10 protein-coding genes and 1 pseudogene are annotated in these 19,848 nt (G+C 69.2%); 6 read left to right on the forward strand and 5 right to left on the reverse strand.

From position 1 onward, the window contains the following. Positions 1 to 64 precede the first annotated feature (64 nt). The 3 genes from J116_RS19420 to J116_RS19430 all read right to left on the reverse strand — a co-directional run bounded on the left by J116_RS19420 (position 65) and on the right by J116_RS19430 (position 2,870). A complete protein-coding gene (locus J116_RS19420) occupies positions 65 to 667 on the reverse strand; it encodes an acyltransferase (protein ID WP_023588737.1) in 603 nt (200 codons plus the stop codon). A gap of 82 nt (positions 668 to 749) precedes the next feature. Beyond that, complete coding sequence (locus tag J116_RS19425; RefSeq protein WP_023588738.1) at positions 750 to 2,006, reverse strand: glycosyltransferase family 39 protein; 1,257 nt, start codon at positions 2,004 to 2,006, stop codon at positions 750 to 752. 105 nt (positions 2,007 to 2,111) lie between these two features. Further along, the gene (locus J116_RS19430) at positions 2,112 to 2,870 is read right to left on the reverse strand and encodes a polyprenol monophosphomannose synthase (RefSeq protein ID WP_023588739.1); all 759 of its coding nucleotides are present in this window, start codon (positions 2,868 to 2,870) and stop codon (positions 2,112 to 2,114) included. A gap of 281 nt (positions 2,871 to 3,151) precedes the next feature. Here J116_RS19430 and J116_RS19435 point away from each other — a divergent pair, with 281 nt between their 5' ends. The 4 genes from J116_RS19435 (at position 3,152) to J116_RS19450 (ending at position 16,275) form a co-directional block, all read left to right on the forward strand. Further along, positions 3,152 to 4,657: an FG-GAP repeat domain-containing protein gene (locus J116_RS19435; protein ID WP_069818306.1), complete on the forward strand. Its 1,506-nt coding sequence runs from the start codon at positions 3,152 to 3,154 to the stop codon at positions 4,655 to 4,657. A 53-nt stretch (positions 4,658 to 4,710) separates the two neighbouring features. Further along, the gene (locus J116_RS19440) at positions 4,711 to 8,310 is read left to right on the forward strand and encodes a LamG domain-containing protein (RefSeq protein WP_023588741.1); all 3,600 of its coding nucleotides are present in this window, start codon (positions 4,711 to 4,713) and stop codon (positions 8,308 to 8,310) included. Between the two features lie 91 nt (positions 8,311 to 8,401). Continuing rightward, positions 8,402 to 15,340: a polymorphic toxin-type HINT domain-containing protein gene (locus J116_RS19445; RefSeq protein WP_079147773.1), complete on the forward strand. Its 6,939-nt coding sequence runs from the start codon at positions 8,402 to 8,404 to the stop codon at positions 15,338 to 15,340. 29 nt (positions 15,341 to 15,369) lie between these two features. After that, positions 15,370 to 16,275 carry a hypothetical protein gene (locus J116_RS19450; RefSeq protein WP_139140499.1) on the forward strand — a complete coding sequence of 302 codons (906 nt, stop codon included), beginning with the start codon at positions 15,370 to 15,372 and terminating at the stop codon, positions 16,273 to 16,275. Between the two features lie 263 nt (positions 16,276 to 16,538). Here J116_RS19450 and J116_RS19455 read toward each other — a convergent pair whose 3' ends face one another. Further along, positions 16,539 to 17,807, reverse strand: coding sequence for a tyrosine-type recombinase/integrase (locus J116_RS19455; RefSeq protein WP_023588744.1), 1,269 nt, complete (start codon positions 17,805 to 17,807; stop codon positions 16,539 to 16,541). Between the two features lie 104 nt (positions 17,808 to 17,911). After that, positions 17,912 to 18,843: pseudogene (locus tag J116_RS28725) on the reverse strand (IS5 family transposase). A 293-nt stretch (positions 18,844 to 19,136) separates the two neighbouring features. On the opposite strand from J116_RS28725, the gene rplU reads away from it, so the two are divergent. Next, complete coding sequence (rplU, locus tag J116_RS19465) at positions 19,137 to 19,457, forward strand: 50S ribosomal protein L21 (protein ID WP_023588745.1); 321 nt, start codon at positions 19,137 to 19,139, stop codon at positions 19,455 to 19,457. Between the two features lie 14 nt (positions 19,458 to 19,471). Next, entirely contained in the window at positions 19,472 to 19,726 is a 255-nt protein-coding gene (gene rpmA / locus J116_RS19470) for a 50S ribosomal protein L27 (RefSeq protein WP_010476314.1), read from the forward strand. The last annotated feature ends 122 nt before the right edge of the window (positions 19,727 to 19,848 follow it).

The raw sequence follows: 19,848 nt of genomic DNA on the forward strand, positions 1-19,848 counted from the left end.
ACAGCGCGGCGGCACCACCCTACCGAAGGCGGTGCCCCCTCCCGGCACACGGCCGGGGCGCCCGTCAGCTCTCGCGCTCGACGAGCGCGCCGTCCTTCTCCTGGTACAGGGAGCCGGTCTGCGGGCACTCCCACACACCCTCCTCGCCGGCCCGCTCGACCAGCCGGACACCGGCCTTGCCGACCCAGCCGATCTGCCGCGCGGGCACGCCCACGACGAGGGCGAAGTCCGGCACGTCCCGGGTGACGACGGCGCCCGCGGCGACCATCGCCCAGCGCCCGACGCGCACCGGCGCCACGCACACGGACCGGGCACCGAGCGAGGCGCCCTCGCCGACCTTGACGCCGACGGCCTCCCAGTCGCCGCCGCGCTTCAGCTTGCCCTCGGGGTCCACGGAGCGCGGGTTGTGGTCGTTGGTGAGCACGACGGCCGGGCCGACGAACACACCGTCGCCGAGCTCGGCGGGCTCGTAGACGAGGGCGTAGTTCTGGAGCTTGACGTTGTCGCCGATCTTCACGCCCGTACCGACGTACGCGCCGCGCCCGATGACGCAGCCTTCCCCGAGCCGCGCGTCCTCACGGATCTGCGCGAGCTCCCAGACGCTGCTCCCGGCCCCGATCTCGGCGGTCTCGTGGACCTGGGCGGTGGGCTGGACCCTGTAGTTCACTCTGCTGTCTCTTTCAGGGGACGGCGGAAGTCTTCGCGCCCGAGCATACGCGGCCGTGCGTCGGCCCCAGACACGCGGCGGGTCAGGGGGAGTGCGGCCAGACGAGCATCAGGTACACGCCGTACGCGGTGGACAGCCCGACGGCCGTGCCGAGCAGCGTGTACATGGTCGAGGGGCGCGCCGCCGCCAGCGCGCGGGCGGCCGGTATGAGCAGCGGGAACGCGGGCAGGAGGAACCTTGCCTTGGAGTGGAAGTACCCGGCCCCGCCGACGGCGATGAGCAGCAGCATCCCGGTGTAGATCAGCAGAACGGCGGGCTGCCGCTGCTGGACGCAGATCACGAACACCACCACGGAGGCCACGACGGTGGCGGCGCCGACCGCGGTGTTGAGGTTGAGCGGCAGCTTCAGGAACACGTCGGCGACACGGCCCAGCGTGAAGACGCCGCCGTCGAAGGTGCTGCCCCACTTCTCCTGCACTTCGAAGTAGCCGCGCCAGTCGCCTGCCCGGTGCCCGACCCACCCGAACCAGGCGAACCAGCCGAGCGGCGAGACGGCCACGGCGGTGAGCAACGGGCCCGTACGATCGCGGCGTTGGCCGTCATCGCCCCGCGCGGGGCGGCGGGAGGTGAACAGGGCCCAGAGCGCGGCCAGGACGACCGCGGCGACGACGGCGGACCCGGAAGGCCGGGTGAGCCCGGCGAGCGAGGCCAGGAGCCCGGCGGCGACCCAGCGGTGGCTCAGGGCGGCGTACAGCGACCAGGCGCACAAGGCGGTGAAGACGGGCTCGGTGTACGCCATGGACTCGACCATGGCGTGCGGGGCTATGCCCCACAGCACGGTGGCGACGACGGCGGTGCGCCGACCGGCCACACGTTCCACCACGGCGTATATCCCCCACGCCGCCAGCAGCGCGGCGACGACGGCCACCCCCCAGGCCACCTGCGCGGCCGACAGCGGCGGCAGCAGCACCGAGCCGGCGCGTATCAGGGCCGGGTAGAGGGGGAAGAACGCGTACTTGCACAGGGGCCCCTGGACCGTGCACGAGTCCGCCATGGGCGCGGCGTAGCCGAACTCCGCTATGTGGGTGTAGTAGACGGCGTCGTACTTGTCGGCCAGCAGCGTGCCGAGGCCGGGGCCGTCGTCACCGGCGCGCAGCGCCACCGCCGCCACGCCGAGGCAGCGCACGACCGCGTACGCGAGCAGGGCGGGCCAGGCGCGCAGGGCGGCGGCGCGCAGCCGTCGGGGAAACGATTCGTCCGCCGAGGTCGCCTGGGTGGTGCGCCTACGGTGCGACGCCCGGCCGCCTCGCGCGTGCGGCTCGGTCTGTACTGGGGGCATGGGCGGCCTCTCCGCGTGCTGACGCTGGGAAGGCGGGCGCCGGGCCGCGCCCGCGCGGGGCCGCGGCACTCGTGCCTCGCTGGGGGGTGGACGGGGCGGCGACGCTCAGCGCCGCGGACGGAGCCTGCCGAGACGGTGCCCGACGCCCCAGGCGGTGACCCGCCACAAGGCCTCGACCACGATGGCGCGGCTCATCTTGCTGTCGCCGCGCTCCCGCTCGACGAACGTGATCGGCACCTCGACGACCTTGAACCCGGCCTTCACGGTGCGCCACGCCAGGTCGACCTGGAAGCAGTACCCCTGCGACGCGACCTGGTCCATGCCGAGGCCCTCCAGCGTCTGCCGCCGGAACGCCCGGTAGCCGCCCGTGACGTCCTTGATGGGGACGCCGAGGAGGGTGCGGGAGTACAGGCTGCCGCCGCGCGACAGGAACTCGCGGGACTTGGGCCAGTTGACGACGCTGCCGCCGGGCGCCCAGCGCGACCCGAGCACGAGGTCGGCGCCGTCGAGGGCGGCGAGCAGCCGGGGCAGCTCCTCGGGCTGGTGGGAGCCGTCCGCGTCCATCTCCACGAGCACGTCGTAGCCGCGCTCGATGCCCCACGCGAACCCGGCGAGGTAGGCGGCGCCCAGCCCCTCCTTGCCGGCCCGGTGCAGGACGTGCACATGGTCGTCCGAGTCGGCGAGCTCGTCGGCGATCTTGCCGGTGCCGTCGGGGCTGTTGTCGTCGGCGACCAGGACGTGCGCCGCGGGCACGGAGGCCCGTACACGGGAGACGATCGCCGCGATGTTGTCGGCCTCGTTGTAGGTCGGAATGATCACCAGGACCGCTTCCGAGCCCCCATCCCGCCGCTCGTTGATGTTCACTGCACCTTCACCTCAGGGGGTCCCGCCGGCGGGTCGGACGGCCGCGCGGTTCCCCCGAGCATACGGCGTCACGCGGGCCCCGGGCGGCCCAGGGCGGGTTGTCCGGGTAGGGGTGAAGTGCCGTGATCTGTGGACCCAGCGTGATGGAATCGTGACCGTCTGGTCGCGATCATGTCGGGAAACCACCTTGAGTGTCCGCTCAACCACATAGAGGATCACGTGGTCATTGCACATACATTCGGGTGGGGATCATGTCCGGCACACAAAGACCTTGGCGGCGTATGGCCGCCGGAGCGGTTGCCGCCGCGTGCCTCGCGCTCGGCCTCGGGGCGGGAGCCGGACAACCGGCCGCGGCCGCCGAGACCTGTGCCGGGGGCGTGGAGAGCGACTTCAACGGCGATGGACTGCGGGACATGGTCATCGCGGACCCGCAGGCCACGGTCGAGGGAATGGCCAAGGCGGGGCAGGTCCATGTCGTCCTCGGCGGCGGAAAGGGGACGGTCCAGGTCCACCAGTCCATGCCGAACGTCTCGGACGGCGCCGAGCCCGGAGACCAGTTCGGCTTCTCCCTCGCCGTCTACGACGCCAACCTGGACGGTTGCAGCGACCTGGCGGTCGGCATCCCGTACGAGGACGTCGGCACGGTGGCCGACGCCGGCCTCGTCCACCTGATCTTCGGCTCGACGCTTGGCATCGGGCAGGGTCCCGCCGACAGGGGCTTCCGGCACGGAGCAGCCCTGGGTGAGACGGCCGAGCCGGAGGACCTGGTCGGGTACGCCGTCGCCGCGACGCGGTCGGCCACCGGCGTCCCGTACCTGGTCATCGGGGCACCCGGGGAGGACGTCTCCGGCAAGACCGACAGCGGCCTCGTCTCCGCCGTGTACGACACCGACTTCCGCGCCGTCTCGTTCGACCAGGACAGCCCGGGCGTGTGGGAGGACCGGGAGGCATACGACCAGTTCGGCTCGGCCATCGTCGCAAGCGGGGGCTTCTTCGTGGTGGGCGTGCCCGGAGAGTCGGTCGACACCGACCAGTCGGCCGGGGTTGTCATGGCGTTCCGCACCTCTCTCAACACGGACGGCATCCCCGCGCCGAGCTTCGGCATGGGACAGCTGCGCGCCGCCGGTTCGGAGAAGTCCGCCGAGACCGGCGACCGCTACGGCACGTCGATGGCCTTCGTCCCTTATCGTCCGTCCACCGCCACAACGGCGTCCGAGTTCCTGCTGGCGGTCGGTGTACCCGGCGAGGACCTTGCGGACGTCATGGATGCCGGAGCTGTGCAGACGTACCAGATATCGGCCACGGGTGGAGTCACGCACCTTGGCTGGATCGACCAGAACACCGCCGATGTCGAGGGCGAGGCCGAGCCTGGTGACTTCTTCGGGCAGACGCTGACCGCGGTGAACACCAGCCCGACTGCCGTCGGCACGGCGAGCACGATGCGGCTTGCCGTGGGCGTGCCCGGCGAGGAGTCCACCGAGGAGCACCTCGACAAGGGCGGCGTCCAGATCTTCCCCTTCGTCGGCGCGCCCGGTGCTGGCGACGCCTGGCTCGAACCCGGTGCAGGCATCCCCACCGCGCCCGCCTCGCGCCAGCTCGCCGGGGTGAGTCTCGGTGCCACCCGCACCGACTTGTTCGTCGGCATGCCGTACGGCCCCGCCGAAGGCCATGCCGTCCACAGCTTCCCGTGGAACGTAGCGACGGGCGGAGCCCCGACGCGGACCTGGAAGCCCGGCCAGGACGGCATCCCCGCAGGCGATGGCGCGTTCGGCGCGGTGGTCCGGTGACACGGCCGCTCCCCACCCCGAAATACGACACCACCGACAAGGGAAGTGACCACGTGTCCACCCGGATACGCCGCAGCGGTCTGCTGCGCGGTGCGGCGGTCGCCGCGACGGCGGGTGCCGTCATCGCCGCCGGACTCACCGGGCTACCGGAGCCCGGCCGGACCGTCAGCACCGGAACGACCGCTGCCGCCCAGGCCGCGCCGGGCCCGGCCGCCACCGAGGAGGCGGCCAAGGACGCCGCGCGCAAGAGCGGCAAGCGCGTCGAGGTGCTCGGTCTGCGCGGCGAGCGCCGCGACGTCTTTGCCGAGCCGGACGGCACCTTCACGGCACGCGAGTACACCGAACCCGTACGCACCGTGCGGGACGGCGCGTGGGTCGGCGTCGACACCACCCTCGTCAGGCACGCCGACGGCACCGTCGGGCCGAAGGCCAGCACCGTCGACCTGGCCTTCTCGTCCGGCGAGGCGGGCAGGCCCTTCGCCACGCTCCGCCGGGCGGGCCGCGAGTTCGCCCTGACCTGGCCGTACGGCAAGCTCCCCGCGCCCGAGCTGAAGGGCGACACGGCGACGTACGCCGACGCGCTGCCGGGTGTCGACCTGACCGTACGCGCGGAGACCGACGGCTTCGCCCACCTCCTCGTCGTCAAGACACCGGACGCTGCGGCGGACCCCCGGCTCGCCCGCATCGACCTCGGCATGACGGCCAAGGGACTGAAGGTCTCGAAGGACCCCTCCGGGGCCCTCAAGGCCGAGGACACCGCTGTCGGCGGCACCGTCTTCCAGGCGGGCAAGCCGACCATGTGGGACTCGGCGTCCGTACAGGAGGCGACCACGAAGCCCCAGGGCGCCAAGGCCGTCGCCCGCGCCCTCGCCGCCGACGGCGACCCGGCCCCGGCACCCGCGCTGGAGGGCGCGGGCGGAGGCGGCCGTACGGCGCCGCTCGGCGTCGAAGTCGGCAAGGACAAGCTGCGGCTCGTCCCCGACCGCAAGCTCCTCACCAGCCCCGACACGGTGTTCCCGGTCGTCATCGACCCCATCCAGCGCACCACCTCGCGCAGCGCCTGGACCGGAGTCATGTCGGGCTTCCCGACCGAACAGGACTGGAAGTACAGCGACGGCGCCGGTGTGGGCCGCTGCCCCACGGACTACAACCCGGTGTCCTGCAACGGCGTCGGGGTCCGGCGGGTGATGTTCACCATGCCGACGTCCTTCTACAAGGGCAAGCAGATCCTCGGAGCGACGTTCTCCGCCCGCGTGACGCACATCTACCAGGCCCAGCCGGTCGCCATGCCCATCCAGCTGTACCGGATCGGCGGCGCCAACCACACGATCACCTCGGCCAGCAACTGGTCCAACACCAGCACCCAGTGGGCCGACCACCTCCAGACCGTCAGCAAGGCCATCTCACCGACCAGCTGTTCCAGCCAGGCCAACCTCCACTTCGAGAGCGGCTCCACCGGTGAACTGACCAACCAGGTCAGGGCGGCCGCGAACGGCGGCTGGACCGCGATGTCTCTCGGGCTGCGCGCCGAGGACGAGAGCACCTTCTCCCAGTGGAAGCGGATCTGCGGCAACGCGTACCTCTCCGTCAGCTACAACACCCTGCCCTCGCAGATCACCGGCGCGCTCATGTCCAGCAACCCCGGAGGCAGCTGCAAGACGGGCAGCGCCCGCCCGTACACGGAGGTGCCGCCGAAGCTGTACACCGAGGCCCGTGACCCCGACCACGCGGGCGGCCTCACCGACAAGGTGAAGGTCCAGTTCAAGGTCGAGTGGACGGACGCCGCCGGCGTGGCGAAGTCCTACACCGCAGACACCGGCTACATGGCGCCCGTGGCCGGAACCAAGTTCTGGCACCAGGTCCTCTCCACCATCCCGCAGAACCGGGTCATCTCCTGGAGCGCCCGCGCCTTCGACGGCGACGGCTGGGGGCCCTGGTCGGCGACCAAGTGCGAGTTCGTCTACGACGCCACCCTGCCCGGCAAGCCGAACGTCCTGTCCGAGCAGTATCCGGCCGACAGCGTGTGGCACGACGGCGTCGGCACGTACGGCACCTTCACCTTCTCGCCGAACCGGAACGACTCCATCCCGGACACCGACGTGGTGAAGTACCGCTACGCCTTCGACTCCACGGCGTCCCCCACCATCACCGTCGCCCCCGCCACCCCCGGAGGCCCCGCCTCGGTCCAGTGGATGCCGACCCGTCCGGGCCCGCACTGGCTGGAGGTCGTCGCCGTGGACAAGGCGGAGAACCCCAGCACCGTGCACCGCTACGAGTTCAACGTCAGCGAGGGCAAGACGGCCGCCGCCCAGTGGAGTCTCGCCGATCCTGTCGGCAGCACCGAGGCCCACGACGAGCAGGAGAAGTTCTCTGCGTCGGCGGGCGGCGGCGTGACGTTCGGCGTCGAAGGCCCGGGCGGCAAGGTGGACTCGGCTGCCCGTCTCGACGGCACCGCCGACGCCTACCTGGACGCGGGGCAGACCGTCCTCGACACCGCCGACGGCTTCAGCGTCAGCGCCTGGGTGCGCCCGACGGACCTCAGCCGCGACATGACGATCGTCAGCCAGGACGGCACGGGCGAGCCCGGTTTCACCCTCGGGTACAACGCCATCGCCAAGACCTGGGCGTTCGCCATCCCGCGCACCGACGTGCAGAGCGTCGGCGAATGGCGCGCGGCCGCGACCGGGCTCACCGTGGTCAAGGACCAGTGGGTCCTCCTGACCGGCGTCTACGACGCGCAGCAGGCGCAGTTGAAGCTCTACGTCAACGAGACGCTCAAGGGCAGCTCCCCGCGCCTGTCCCCGTGGAGGTCGTACGGACCGCTCCAGATCGGCCGCTCCACGGCCAAGACCGGCTACCGCGACAACTTCACCGGCGACCTCGCCGACATCCGCGTCTTCGACCGGGTGCTGCCCGCCACGCAGGTGGCGGAGCTCATGACGGTCAAGCCGCAGCGCAAGGGCTACTGGCAACTCGACACGGCGACGGCCGGCTCCTCCCCGGAGACCGGCGGCGGCACCCCGCTCCAGCTGAACGGCAACGCTTACGTGTACCGCCCCGCCGACCCGGTCTTCGACGAGGCCGCACTCGTCGGCGACGGCCACCTGGTCCTCGACGGCGACGGCGACTACGCCGCGACGGCGACTCCGCCGATCACGGGCGCCACCAGCTTCACGGTGACCGCCCGGGCGCAGCTCACCTCGCTGGACGCGACCGCCCCGCAGACCGTGCTGTCCCTGCCCGGTGCCAACGCCAACCGCGTGGTGGTGCGGTACCGGCCAGGCTCCGCGACCGAACTGCCCGCGTGGGAACTGGCCGTCGCCCGGTCCGACGCGGCGGCGGCGGAGGTGCGGGTCTTCAAGGACAACCAGCAGCTGCCGGACAACGAGGGAGCCGGTCAGCACCTGGCCGTCGTCTACGACGCCTTCGCCAACGACATCCGGCTGTACGTCAACGGTCAGCTCGCGGGCGTGGCCGACCGGACGGAGGACACGCTGTGGTCCGCGACGGGCGGACTCCAGGTCGGCCGGTCCCTGATCGGTGAAAGCGAGTACTTCGCCGGTTCCCTCGACGAAGTCCGCGTCTACAGCGGTGCCGCCGACACGACGGCCGTCCAGAAGATGGCCCTCCTGGCGCCACTGACCGACATCTGATCCTCCCTGGTGTGCCGACGCCGAAACGGCGGCGTCGGCGCACCCCTCTCACGCTCCACACCATCCAGAATCCGACCCTCGGAGCTCCCTGATGTCTCTACGTGGCCGCTTGCTGCGCCACCGCCTGCCCAGACGGGCGGTCGCCGCGACCGTCCTGGGCCTTTCCCTGACGTTGACCGCGTCCACCGTCCAGTCCGTCGCCTACGCCGAGGACAAGGGCCGCGGCAGGCCCGGCGTCCAGGACCTCGGCGATCCGGCCGAAGGCACCGACGCCAAGGCCGCGCCCCGCCCCTCCGACCCCGCCCGCAAGGCCGCCGTCACCGGGCTCGACAGGGCGTCCTGGCCCAAGCAGGGCAGCGCGGAACTGCCCGTGGCGGCAGCCGGCACGAAGAAGCCCGCAACGGCCTCTCCCGGCGGCCTTCCCGTCTCGGTCACGGCCCCGCAGGCCCCCGCGCAGGCCAAGGCAGGCTCCGCCGCGTCCTCGTCCAAGGCGGCGTCCGCCGCCCCCGGCAAGGTCAAGGTCGACGTCCTCGACCCGGCGCGCGCCGCCAAGCTCGGCGTCGGCACCCTGTTCCGACTGGAGCGAGCGGACGAGGGCGACAAGGCGGCCAAGGTCCGCGTCACCGTCGACTACTCGGCCTTCGCCGAGGGGTACGGCGGCAGCTACGGCTCCCGGCTCCACCTCGTCCAGCTCCCGGCCTGCGCCGCCTACGCGCAGCCCGGCTCCGCGAAGTGCCCCGAGGCGCCCAAGCCGCTGCCGACGGTCAACGACGCGAAGACCCGGACGCTGGCCGCCGACGTCACAGCCGCGCCCGCCGTGACCGGCCCGTCCACCATGGCCGTCGAAGGCGGGTCGCTGGTAGCCGTCACATCCGGCCCGTCCTCCGCGCAGGGCACGTACAAGGCCACGGCCCTGTCTCCTTCGGCCAGCTGGAACGTCTCCGCGTCGTCGGGTGGCTTCTCGTGGAGCTACCCGCTTCGTACGGTGCCGACCCCCGGCGGCCAGGTGCCGAGCCTGGGCCTCGGCTACTCGTCCCAGTCCGCCGACGGCCGTACCTCGGCCACGAACAACCAGGGTTCCTGGATCGGCGAGGGCTTCTCATTCGACCCCGGCTACATCGAGCGCCGCTACAAGCCGTGCTCCGATGACGGGCACGCCGGGTCCGCCGAACAGTGCTGGGCGTTCGAGAACGCCACCATCCTCCTCAACGGCAGCGCCACCGAGCTGGTCAAGGACGACAAGACCAAGGAGTGGCACCTCGCGTCCGACCCGGCCTCGAAGGTCGAGAAGCTGACGAACACCGTCAACGGTGACAACGACAACGAGTACTGGCGTGTCACCACGTCCGACGGCACCGAGTACTACTTCGGCCTCAACCGCCTCCCCGGCTGGATCGCGGGCAAGGAGGAGACCGCCTCCACCTGGACGGTCCCCGTCTTCGGTGACGACGCGGGCGAGCCCTGCTACAACGCCACGTTCGCCAACGCCCACTGCAAGCAGGCGTGGCGCTGGAACCTGGACTACGTCAAGGACACCCACGGCAACGTGATGTCCTACTTCTACCAGCCCGAGACGAACCACTACGCCCTCGGCGGCAAGACCGACGTCAACGGCACCCCGTACCACCGCGGCGGCTATCTCAAGCGCATCGACTACGGCCAGCGCGACGGCGCGGTGTACGCGGCGAAGGCCCCGGCCCGCGTGGTCTTCACGACTGCCGAACGCTGCCTGCCCACCGCGACGTTCGACTGCGCCGAGTCCAAGCGCACGACGGCGAACGCGGCCCACTGGCCGGATGTGCCCGTGGACCAGGAGTGCAAGCCCAACACCAAGTGCACGGTCGGACAGACCTTCTGGACGACGAAGCGCCTGACGGGCATCACGACGCAGATGCTCAAAGACGCCACGACCTACCAGGACGTGGACGCCTGGACCTTCACCCATCTGTTCACGGACAACGGCGACGACTCGAAGACGCTCTGGCTGTCGAAGATCGACCACGAGGGCCGCGCCGGGACCACTCCGGTCAAGCTGCCCTCCCTGGAACTCTTCGGCGAGCAGCTGGTCAACCGCGTCGACGCGCTCGGCGACAACACCGCGCCGTTCCACCGCTTCCGCCTCGCCACGGTCCTCAGCGAGACGGGTGCCCAGCTCGACATCAACTACGCCCCGACGGAGTGCACCGCCGGCGCGCTCCCGGCCCCCGGCTCGTCCACCAAACGCTGCTACCCCGTGAAGTGGTCGCCACCCGGCACGATCGAGCCGATCACGGACTGGTTCCACAAGTACGTGGTGGCCGAGATCATCGAGACGGACCGTACGGGCGGCGGCGACAGCCTCGTCACCCGCTACGACTACTCGAAGGGCAAGGGCGCCTGGCGCAAGGCCGAGCCGGACGGCATCACCCAGGAGAAGTTCCTCACCTGGGGCGGCTGGCAGGGCTACGACAAGGTCACCGTCACCAGCGGCAGCGCCGAACAGCAGAAGACGCGCATCGACTACACGTACATGCAGGGCATGGACGGCGACAAGGACGCCTCCGGCGGCACACGCTCGGTCAAGGTGACCGACTCCACGGGCGCCGAGTACACCGACGCCAAGGAGTTCACCGGCCACCAGCTCGAAGCGGCCACCTACGACCAGGGCAAGATCGTCGCCAGGACCATCTCCCAGCCCTGGAAGCACCACACTGCCACCCAGACCCAGCCGTGGGCGACGACCTACGCGTCCATCGTCCGGCCACGGGTGGTCCGCGGCTTCACGCTCCTGTCGAACGGCACCTGGCGCGAGACCAAGGGCACCACGACCTACGAGACGGCGAACGGCACCGGCCGCGCCACCCAGGTCGAGGAACTCGGCGACGTGGCCAAGACGGGCGACGAGACGTGCACCAGGACGTGGTACGCGGACAACCCGACCAAGAACATCCTCTCCCTGCCCTCACGCAGTGAGTCCGTCTCGGTCGACTGCGCCACCACCCCGGACCGGAGCAAGCAGGTCCTCGTGGACGAGCGCACGTCCTACGACGGCCTGGCCTTCGGCGCCGCGCCCGAGAAGGGGGACGCCACCAGGACGGAGCGCCTCACCTCACACGACGGCACCACCGGTACCTACCAGGTGACCGGCACGACGACGTACGACGCGTTCGGCCGTCCCCTCACCCAGACCGACGCCGCAGGCGCGAAAACCGCCACGGCGTACACCGAGGCGAACGGTCTGATCTCCCAGACCAAGCGCACCAACGCCCTGGGGCACGTCACCACCACCGACTACGCCCCCGCGTGGGGAGCGTCCCTCGGCCAGACCGACCCGAACGGCAACCGCACGCAGCTCGCCTACGACGCCCTTGGGCGCCTCACCTCCGTGTGGCTTCCCGACCGGTCGCCGCTGCAGACCCCGAGCATCAAGTACTCGTACAACGTGCGCCGCGACAAGGTCGTCGCGATCAAGACGGAGAAGGTCGAGAACGACGGCTCGTACGGCGCCGAGTACACGCTCTACGACAGCCTCCTGCGCCCGAGGCAGATGCAGACCGAGGGCCAGGGCGGCACGCGCATGGTCGCCGACACCTTCTACGACGGCGTCGGCAAGGTGAAGAAGACCAACGCCACCTACAACGCGGCGGGCGCGCCGTCCGACGAACTCCTCCTCGTCCACAACGGCGAGGTGGGTGCCCAGACGCTCATGGAGTACGACGCCCTGGGCCGTCAGACCGCGCAGATCTTCGCCGTCTCCGGCGTGGAGCAGTGGCGGACGACGACCGCGTACGCCGGTGAGCGCACCGACGTGGATCCGCCCAAGGGCGGGACGGGCACCACTACGATCACGGACGCCCTCGGCCGGACCTCCGAGGTCCGCCACTACCGGGGCGACGCGCCCAACGAGCTCCTGGGCTACGACGCGACAAAGTACACGTACACGCCCAAGGGCCTCCTGGAGACGGTCACCGACGCGCAGAACAACGTCTGGCGCTACGAGTACGACCAGCTCGGCCGCAAGATCAAGAGCGTCGACCCCGACGCCGGCACCTCGACGACGCGGTACGACGAGCTCGACCGTCCCGTCACAGTGACGGACGCCCGCGGCAAGCAGACGTCCACCGTCTACGACAAGCTGGGCCGCGTCACGTCCACGTGGCAGGGCGCGCCCGAAACCGGCACGAAGCTGAGCGAGACCCGCTACGACAAGGCGGGCTGGCTGGGCAAGGCATGGGCGAACCTCACCTACACCTCCCCGACCGAGTACTTCGCATCGGTCGTGCAGGAGATGGACCGGTTCTACCAGCCGCTCAAGACGATGCACGTCGTGCCCGCGTCGCAGGGTGCCCTGGCCGGCAACTACCTCTACACCTCCAGCTACAACAGGGACGGAACCCTGCAGGGCACCTCCCTGCCCGCGGCGGGCGACCTGCCCGCTGAGGGCCTGGTCTACGGCTACGACGAGCTGCAGCGCCCGAAGAGCATGTCGGGTTACGTCACCGACGCCGTCTACAGCCACGAGAGCCACCTGCAGCAGCTCGAACTGTTCACCGGCTCGGGGAAGAAGGTCTGGAACACCTTCGCCTACGAGAAGGGCACCGACCGCCTCACCCGGTCCATGGTGGACGTGTACGGCGCACCCGCACGCGCGAAGGAGTCGAACTACTCCTACGACCAGGTCGGCAACGTCCTGTCCATCGCGGACACGGCGAACACCACCGCGCTCGACGTGCAGTGCTTCCGGTACGACAACCGGCAGCGACTCGCGGCCGCGTGGACCCCGGCGGCCACGGCGACGGACGCCGCGGGCGCGGGAACCCTCGGCTCCACCGCTCCGGTGGAGGGTTCGGGCCCGGCGGCCTGCCAGGCCGCGCCCGGCACGAGCGCGCTCGGCGGCCCGGCGCCGTACTGGAAGTCGTACGTCACCGACGCCATCGGCAACCGCACGTCGGAGACCATCCACGACACGTCCCTGGACGCGTCGAAGAACATCACCCGCACCTACACCTACGGCGCGGCGGGCGCGGCCGGGAACGGCCCGCACCAGCTGACCAAGGTCGTCGAGAACACGCCGACCGGTGACCGCCAGTCGACCTACGAGTACGACGCGGCGGGCAACACCACCAAGCGCGTCATCGGCGGCGACGCCCAGGTACTGGAGTGGAACGACCAGGGCAAGCTCGCCAAGGCCACGGAGGCCAACGGCACCGAGACCACGTACCTGTACGACGGCAGCGGCAATCGCATCCAGCGCAAGGACCCGACCGGCACCACCGTCTACCTGCCCGGCATGGAGCTGAAGCTCTCCGCCGACGGCACGAAGACGGAGGCGACCCGGTACTACACCTTCGCCGGCCAGACCGTCGCGGTCCGCACCAACGACAACAAGGTCTCCTTCGTGGCCTCCGACCACCACGGCACGGGCGAGGTGGCCATCGACTCCGCCACCGGTGCGGTCTCCCAGCGCCGCTTCGACCCGTACGGCGTCGTACGCGGCCAGGCGACCGGCGCGTGGCCGGGGGAGAAGGGCTATGTCGGCGGCACGATCGACAAGTCCACGGGCCTGACACATCTGGGCGCCCGCGAGTACGACCCGGTGATCGGCAAGTTCATCTCCGTCGATCCGATCATCGACTACACGCAGCCGCAGCAGATGAACGGCTACGCCTACGCCAACAACAACCCGGTCACCCTCTCGGACCCGAGCGGGTTGATGGTCGCGGAGTGCTTCGAGACTCCGAGCCTCTGCACGGGCGGGAAGCCGAAGAAAAGCGTCGATCCGGTCGAGGAAGCCGGACAGAACGCGAAGGAAGCAAGCGGGCTCGTCGCCGGTGCGCAGGAGCAACAGTCCAATGCCAAGCAGCGCATCAAGAAGGCCGCCAAGGTCCTGATCGAGATCGTCAAGGACGAACTCGGCATCAACGCAGCCTTCGACTGTGTCTCCAGCGGCGACTTGGGCGCCTGCGGTGAAACCCTGCTCAACATCGCGGGAAGCTTCGCCGGCGGCATCGCCGGAAAACTCCTGGCGAAGTACGGCTTGCCGTGGGAGTGGAAGAAGGCGTACGCACTCGGCAAGAGAGTCGTCGGCCTGGTCGGCGACCTCATCGGCGGCGTCAAGGACTACTTCAAGGCCAGCAAGGCCCTGGACAACGCCCAGTCAGTCCTGGCCAAGGCACAGGACCAATTGGCGGCGGCCAGAAAGAAGGCGGCGGAAACAAAGAAGAAGTCTGGCTGCCACAGCTTCCTGCCGGGCACCCTGGTTCTGCTCGACGACGGCACCACGAAGCCAATCCAAGATGTGGAGCTCGGCGACAAGCTCGTGGTGACCGACCCCGAGACGGGCGAGACCACCGTTCGCGAGGTCGCGGGCACGATCGTCACCGAGGACGACAAGCACTTCGTCGATCTGACGATCGAAAATGATTCAGGCAAGCCGGAAGCCCTGGTCTCCACCACGACGCACCCCTTCTGGGTGGAGTCCGAGAACCGCTGGATCGAGGCCGGCGACCTGAAGCCGGGCATGAAGCTCCGCACCGCCGACGGCGACGTCGCAAAGGTGCAGATGGTCCACCAGTTCGACAAGCGCCAGCGTACTCACGACCTGACGCTCACGGACATCCACACGTACTATGTGCTGGCGGGCGCGACTCCGGTCCTCGTTCATAACTGCGGCGAGCAGCTTGAATTTGCGCACGGAACGACCGCGGAACATGCCGACAACATTGCGGCCAACGGTCTGAGTAGCGACGCGGCGAGAGCCTCTTCGAGCGGTGGTGCTGTAGGGCAACCGGGAAACCTGTTTAGCTACAGGGTGTCGGGAGGCGGTGACCCGAACTTCAGCACTGCGGCGCAGTGGGGCGTAACCCGGAATGGTGGTTCGAAGAACGGGGCAGCGGTTCTCGTGTTCCGAATGTGTAAATGCACCTATGATCGATTGGTGAGCGAGGGGCATATCACTACAAGAACTACAGGTGAAGGCATGCCCGAAGAGATAATATTCGGGCCGGGGGCAATGCCCCACCTGCGAAGGCATGCCGACGTGCGACTGTAAGAGCTTCTCTGAGTGGTCAGGATGTGTTCATGAGTTTCGACTGGAACAACTTCGATGCAGTCCAAATGAATGTCGCATCCTGGCCGCTCGGCGAGCCTGACATGTCCGGGCTCGTCCGGACCGAATGGGAGATTCGCACGCTCGCCGAGCTACCGGATGGCCTACTGCTGGATCATCTGAACCTGCATCAGCTGTCAGGAGACATGTCTTTCGATCTTCACGTCTTGGGGCCGCGGCAGTTGAGCATGACATGCATGTGCCCCGAGGAGATGCCAGGCCCTGTCAGGCTGGGAGCGGCATCGGTGGCTTGGAGGTTCGTTGACGAGCAGGTCGCAAGGCTTTGGATGATCGGAGAGTACCCCAGGGCTACCCTTCCGGAATTTATGCGACAGAGGCGCGAGTTGGTGGAGCGGATCCCCGCCTCCATTCGGGAGGCGTGGGTCTGGCTTTCACTGATCCGCTCCGAGCCCTTGTTGGCTGAAGTGGCGGAGCGATCGAGTCAGGCTGAGTATCTGATCTCCGTCCTGCAGGATTCCCCTAAGAGCCCCGATCTCGCCGAATATTTCTCCGAGTTGGAGTCCCGGCTTTCTGTCAGGGCTGAGACCGGACTATCCCGGCCGCTAGAGTTGAGGCGCATTCTGAGGGCGGCCGTTGAGTTCGGTGTACGTGGAGCTAGTGATGGCTCGGTGGATTCCATTGCTTACGCCACGGAGCGGCTTTTTGATGCGCTCTTCCTTCTGGAGCGTTCGCTCGGCGTTGAAGTGTCGGGCGGGCTCTCCATGGAGGAAGACAGAGCATGGTTCGATGATGCTGTGAGTCTTGCTGAGTTCGAAAGTCTGTCGCCTGGCGTCATTGACCGGAGTCGCTCCTTCTGTATTCAGCTGGTTGACTTCTGCTCCAGGGAAAGCGCTCAGTTTGCGCTCAGGAATGAGTAGCGGAGGAGAGCGAGACCACCATGCTGACCCCCTCTGAGTCGCTTGACGGCAGCGGTGACGGCAACGTCAGCGGACGATTACCGAAGCGGGCGGATCGGTTGCGTCGTCGTCCGGGCTGAAGGGCAGCGTTCAGGGTGTCGATGGCTTGGCGTTGGAGCCGGAGTCGGACGTGCGCGTAGACGCTGGCACCTCCCCGCAATGGAGGAAACACAGAAGCCCGCCGGGGAGTGCCGGCGGGCTTCTGTGGCGCTTTGACAGCAACGTCAGCGGACGGTGGGAGCGGCGGGCGGGTCGTTGGGGTCGCCATCGGTCGGGTTGAGGGCGACGCCCAGGGTGTCGATGGCTTGGCGTTGGAGCCGGAGTCGGACGTGGGCGTAGACGCCAGCGGTCACGCCGATGTGGGCGTGACCCAACAGCTCCTTGATCACGACTAGGTCGACGCCCTGCTCCAGAAGCAGGGTCGCCGTCGAATGGCGCAGGTCGTGGAAGCGGATGCGTCGGAGTCCGGCCCGGTCGAGGAAGCTGCGGAAGCGGCGGGTGAGGTTGGCCGGGTCGAGAGGGCCGCCAGTCGGCGTGGTGAAGACCAGGCCGCTGTCTCTCCAGGCTGATGCTGCCGTCTCGCGTTCCTTGTTCTGCCGTTCCCTGTGCTCCTTGAGCGAGTGGCGGCACTCGGTTGGCAGAGCGATGCGGCGTTCGGACGCCCGGGTCTTGGTGGGCAGGTGGGTAAGACCGCCCGTGCGGGTGCGTTGGAGCGAGCGGCGGATGCTGGCCGTTCCGGTGGTGAGGTCGAGGTCTTCCCAGTGGAGGCCGAGGAGTTCGCCCTTGCGGAGGCCAGTGCGTAGGGCGAGTTCGTACAGCGCATACAGCCGGTCGGCGCGGGCGGCGTTGAGGAACAACCGCGCCTCGGCCGCGGTGAGTGGCCGGAAGCGTCTGGGCCGGGGCGCAGCGGTCTTGACGTTCCGGGCGATGTTGCAGGGCAGCTCATCTTCCCGGACAGCGTGCTCCAGCGCGGACTTGAGCACCGAGTGCACGTACGTCACGGTCGAAGAGGACAGCTGCTTCAGGCAGCACTCGCCGATGGCGCAGCATGCCTTTCGTTCGGTGTCGAGCCCCTGGGTGCAGCACTGGCAGGTGATGCGGAGCCGGTCCAGGAAGGTGCATACGTCCTTCGCGGTCAGCCGCGCGATCTTCTTGGTGCCGAGGCCGGGGATGAGGTGGAGACGGATGCAGGTGGCGTAGCGGGTGTGGGTGTTCTCGCGGAGCTGGTGGACGGCGACGCCGTTCAGCCAGTAGGTGAGGTAGTCGCCGACGGTGCTGTCTGCGGTGGCGACGGGGAGGCTGCGGTTGCTGTCGGCGATCTTCTCGGCGAGTTTGTCGGCGGCTTCTCTCCGGGTGGTGCCGTAGACGCGGACGCGTTTGTGGGTGCCGTCGGCGGCGAGGACGTAGCCGGCGGCCTCCCAGCGGCCGTCTTTGCGCTGGTAGATGGTGCCTTCGCCGTTGGCGCGGGCCTTCTTGCGCTTGGGGGCGGTCATGGGGCGGCCTCTTCCAGGTGGCGCTGGACGTAGTCAGCGAGGGCGTGGGCGGGGATGCGTCGGGCGCGGCCGATGGTCAGGGAGGCTAGGACTTGTCCGGGCGATCAAGCTCGTAGCCAGATGACAAGGGCTGCTGCTGTGGCGGTGCCGAGGAAGACGTAGCCGCGCTTGTCGTAGCGGGTGGCGACTGCCCGGGACTGCTTCAGGAGGTTGATCGCCCGCTCGACGGTGTTGCGCTTCTTGTAGCGGGCTGCGTCAAAGCCGGGCGGTCGTCCGCCGCGTGCGCCCTTGCGCAGGCGGGCGGCTTGGCTGTCGGTCTTCTCCGGGATGGTGTGGCGGATTCCCCGCCGTCGCAGGTACTCGCGGCAGGGCCCGTTGCTGCAGGCCTTGTCTGCCGCCAGGCTGTCGGGCTTCTTGCGCGGCCTGCCCGGACCGCTCCTGGGGACGCGAATCCTTTCCAGGACCGGCTCGAACTGGGTGCAGTCCGCCCGCTGTCCGCCGGTGACCACCAGGGACAGCGGGCGGCAGCGGCCGTCCGCGCTCAGGTGGAGCTTGCTGGTGAACCCGCCCCGCGAGCGGCCCAGGCCCTCGCCTCCGGCACCACCTCCACCAGACGGGCGACCAGGCTCTGCCACGACGTCTCGCCCTGGTGTTCCCCCTCTTCGGCCCCCTTTGACGCGGGTACCGGCGGAGGTTCGGCCCGAGCGCCGGCAGCGTGTTGATGAGCGCGCACGATGGTGGAGTCGACCGCGATGTCCCAGTCGATCTCACCTGCCACGTCGGCCTCGGCCTGGACCTGCTGGAGCAGGCGTTCCCAGGTGCCGTCGGCCGACCACAGACGGTGGCCTTCTTAAACCGTCTTCCACGGGCCGAACCGTTCGGGCAGGTCACGCCACTGCACGCCGGTCCGCACCCGATGCAGAATCCCGTCGATCACCTGCCGGTGATCCCGCCACCTGCCGCAACGCCTGTTACTGACCGGCAGGAACGGCCGAAGCCGTTCCCACTCGGCATCCGTCAAATCACCCCGCCCCATGCCCACACCAACGACACGGGTGCGAAGTAGTCACATGATCGGCCGGACAAGTCCTAGGCGCCGAGAGAGGTGGGGTCGACCCAGCCCCGCCTCAGGTAGGGCTCAGTTTGACCGGGTCCGGGGCGGGGCCTAGTCTTGACCGTCGGCGTGTTTCCATGCGCGCCAGCTCCTGAGCACCTTCCCTCCCGGCCCAGGTCGGGGGAGGCCGTTCCGACCATCCGGTCCAGTCGCGGGCCCTGCCCGTGCGGGCGGCTGGCGTCAGGGGTTTCCGTTTCGAGCGAGGAGAGATCCGCGTGTACGCCATCGTGCGCAGCGGTGGTCGCCAGCACAAGGTTGCTGTCGGCGACATCGTTGAGGTTGACAAGATTTCCACTGCCAAGGTTGGCGACACGGTCGAGCTCTCGACCCTGCTCGTTGTCGACGGCGACTCCGTGACCAGCGACCCGTGGGTCCTGGCCGGCATCAAGGTTGAGGCCGAGGTTGTGGACCACCACAAGGGCGCCAAGATCGACATCCTGCGCTACAAGAACAAGACCGGCTACCGCCGTCGTCAGGGCCACCGCCAGCAGTACACGGCGATCAAGGTCACGGCGATCCCGACGGCCGCGAAGTAAGGGACTGAGGAGACATGGCACACAAGAAGGGCGCATCGTCCACCCGGAACGGTCGCGACTCCAACGCTCAGCGGCTCGGCGTGAAGCGCTTCGGCGGTCAGGTCGTCAACGCCGGTGAGATCCTGGTCCGCCAGCGTGGCACGCACTTCCACCCGGGTGCGGGCGTCGGCCGTGGCGGCGACGACACGCTGTTCGCGCTGCAGGCCGGTTCGGTGCAGTTCGGCACCTTCCGCGGCCGCAAGGTCGTGAACATCGTCCCGGTCGCCTGACCGGACGATTCGCTAGGGCGGGCCTCTCCTCCCGCACGGTTCACACCGTGCGGGAAGAGGGTCCGCCCTTCGCGTGTTACAGCTGAGACACCTCGTACGATTTCCTTACATTTCCGCACCGC

The sequence above is a fragment of the Streptomyces thermolilacinus SPC6 genome (assembly GCF_000478605.2).
GTDB classification, from domain to species: domain Bacteria; phylum Actinomycetota; class Actinomycetes; order Streptomycetales; family Streptomycetaceae; genus Streptomyces; species Streptomyces thermolilacinus.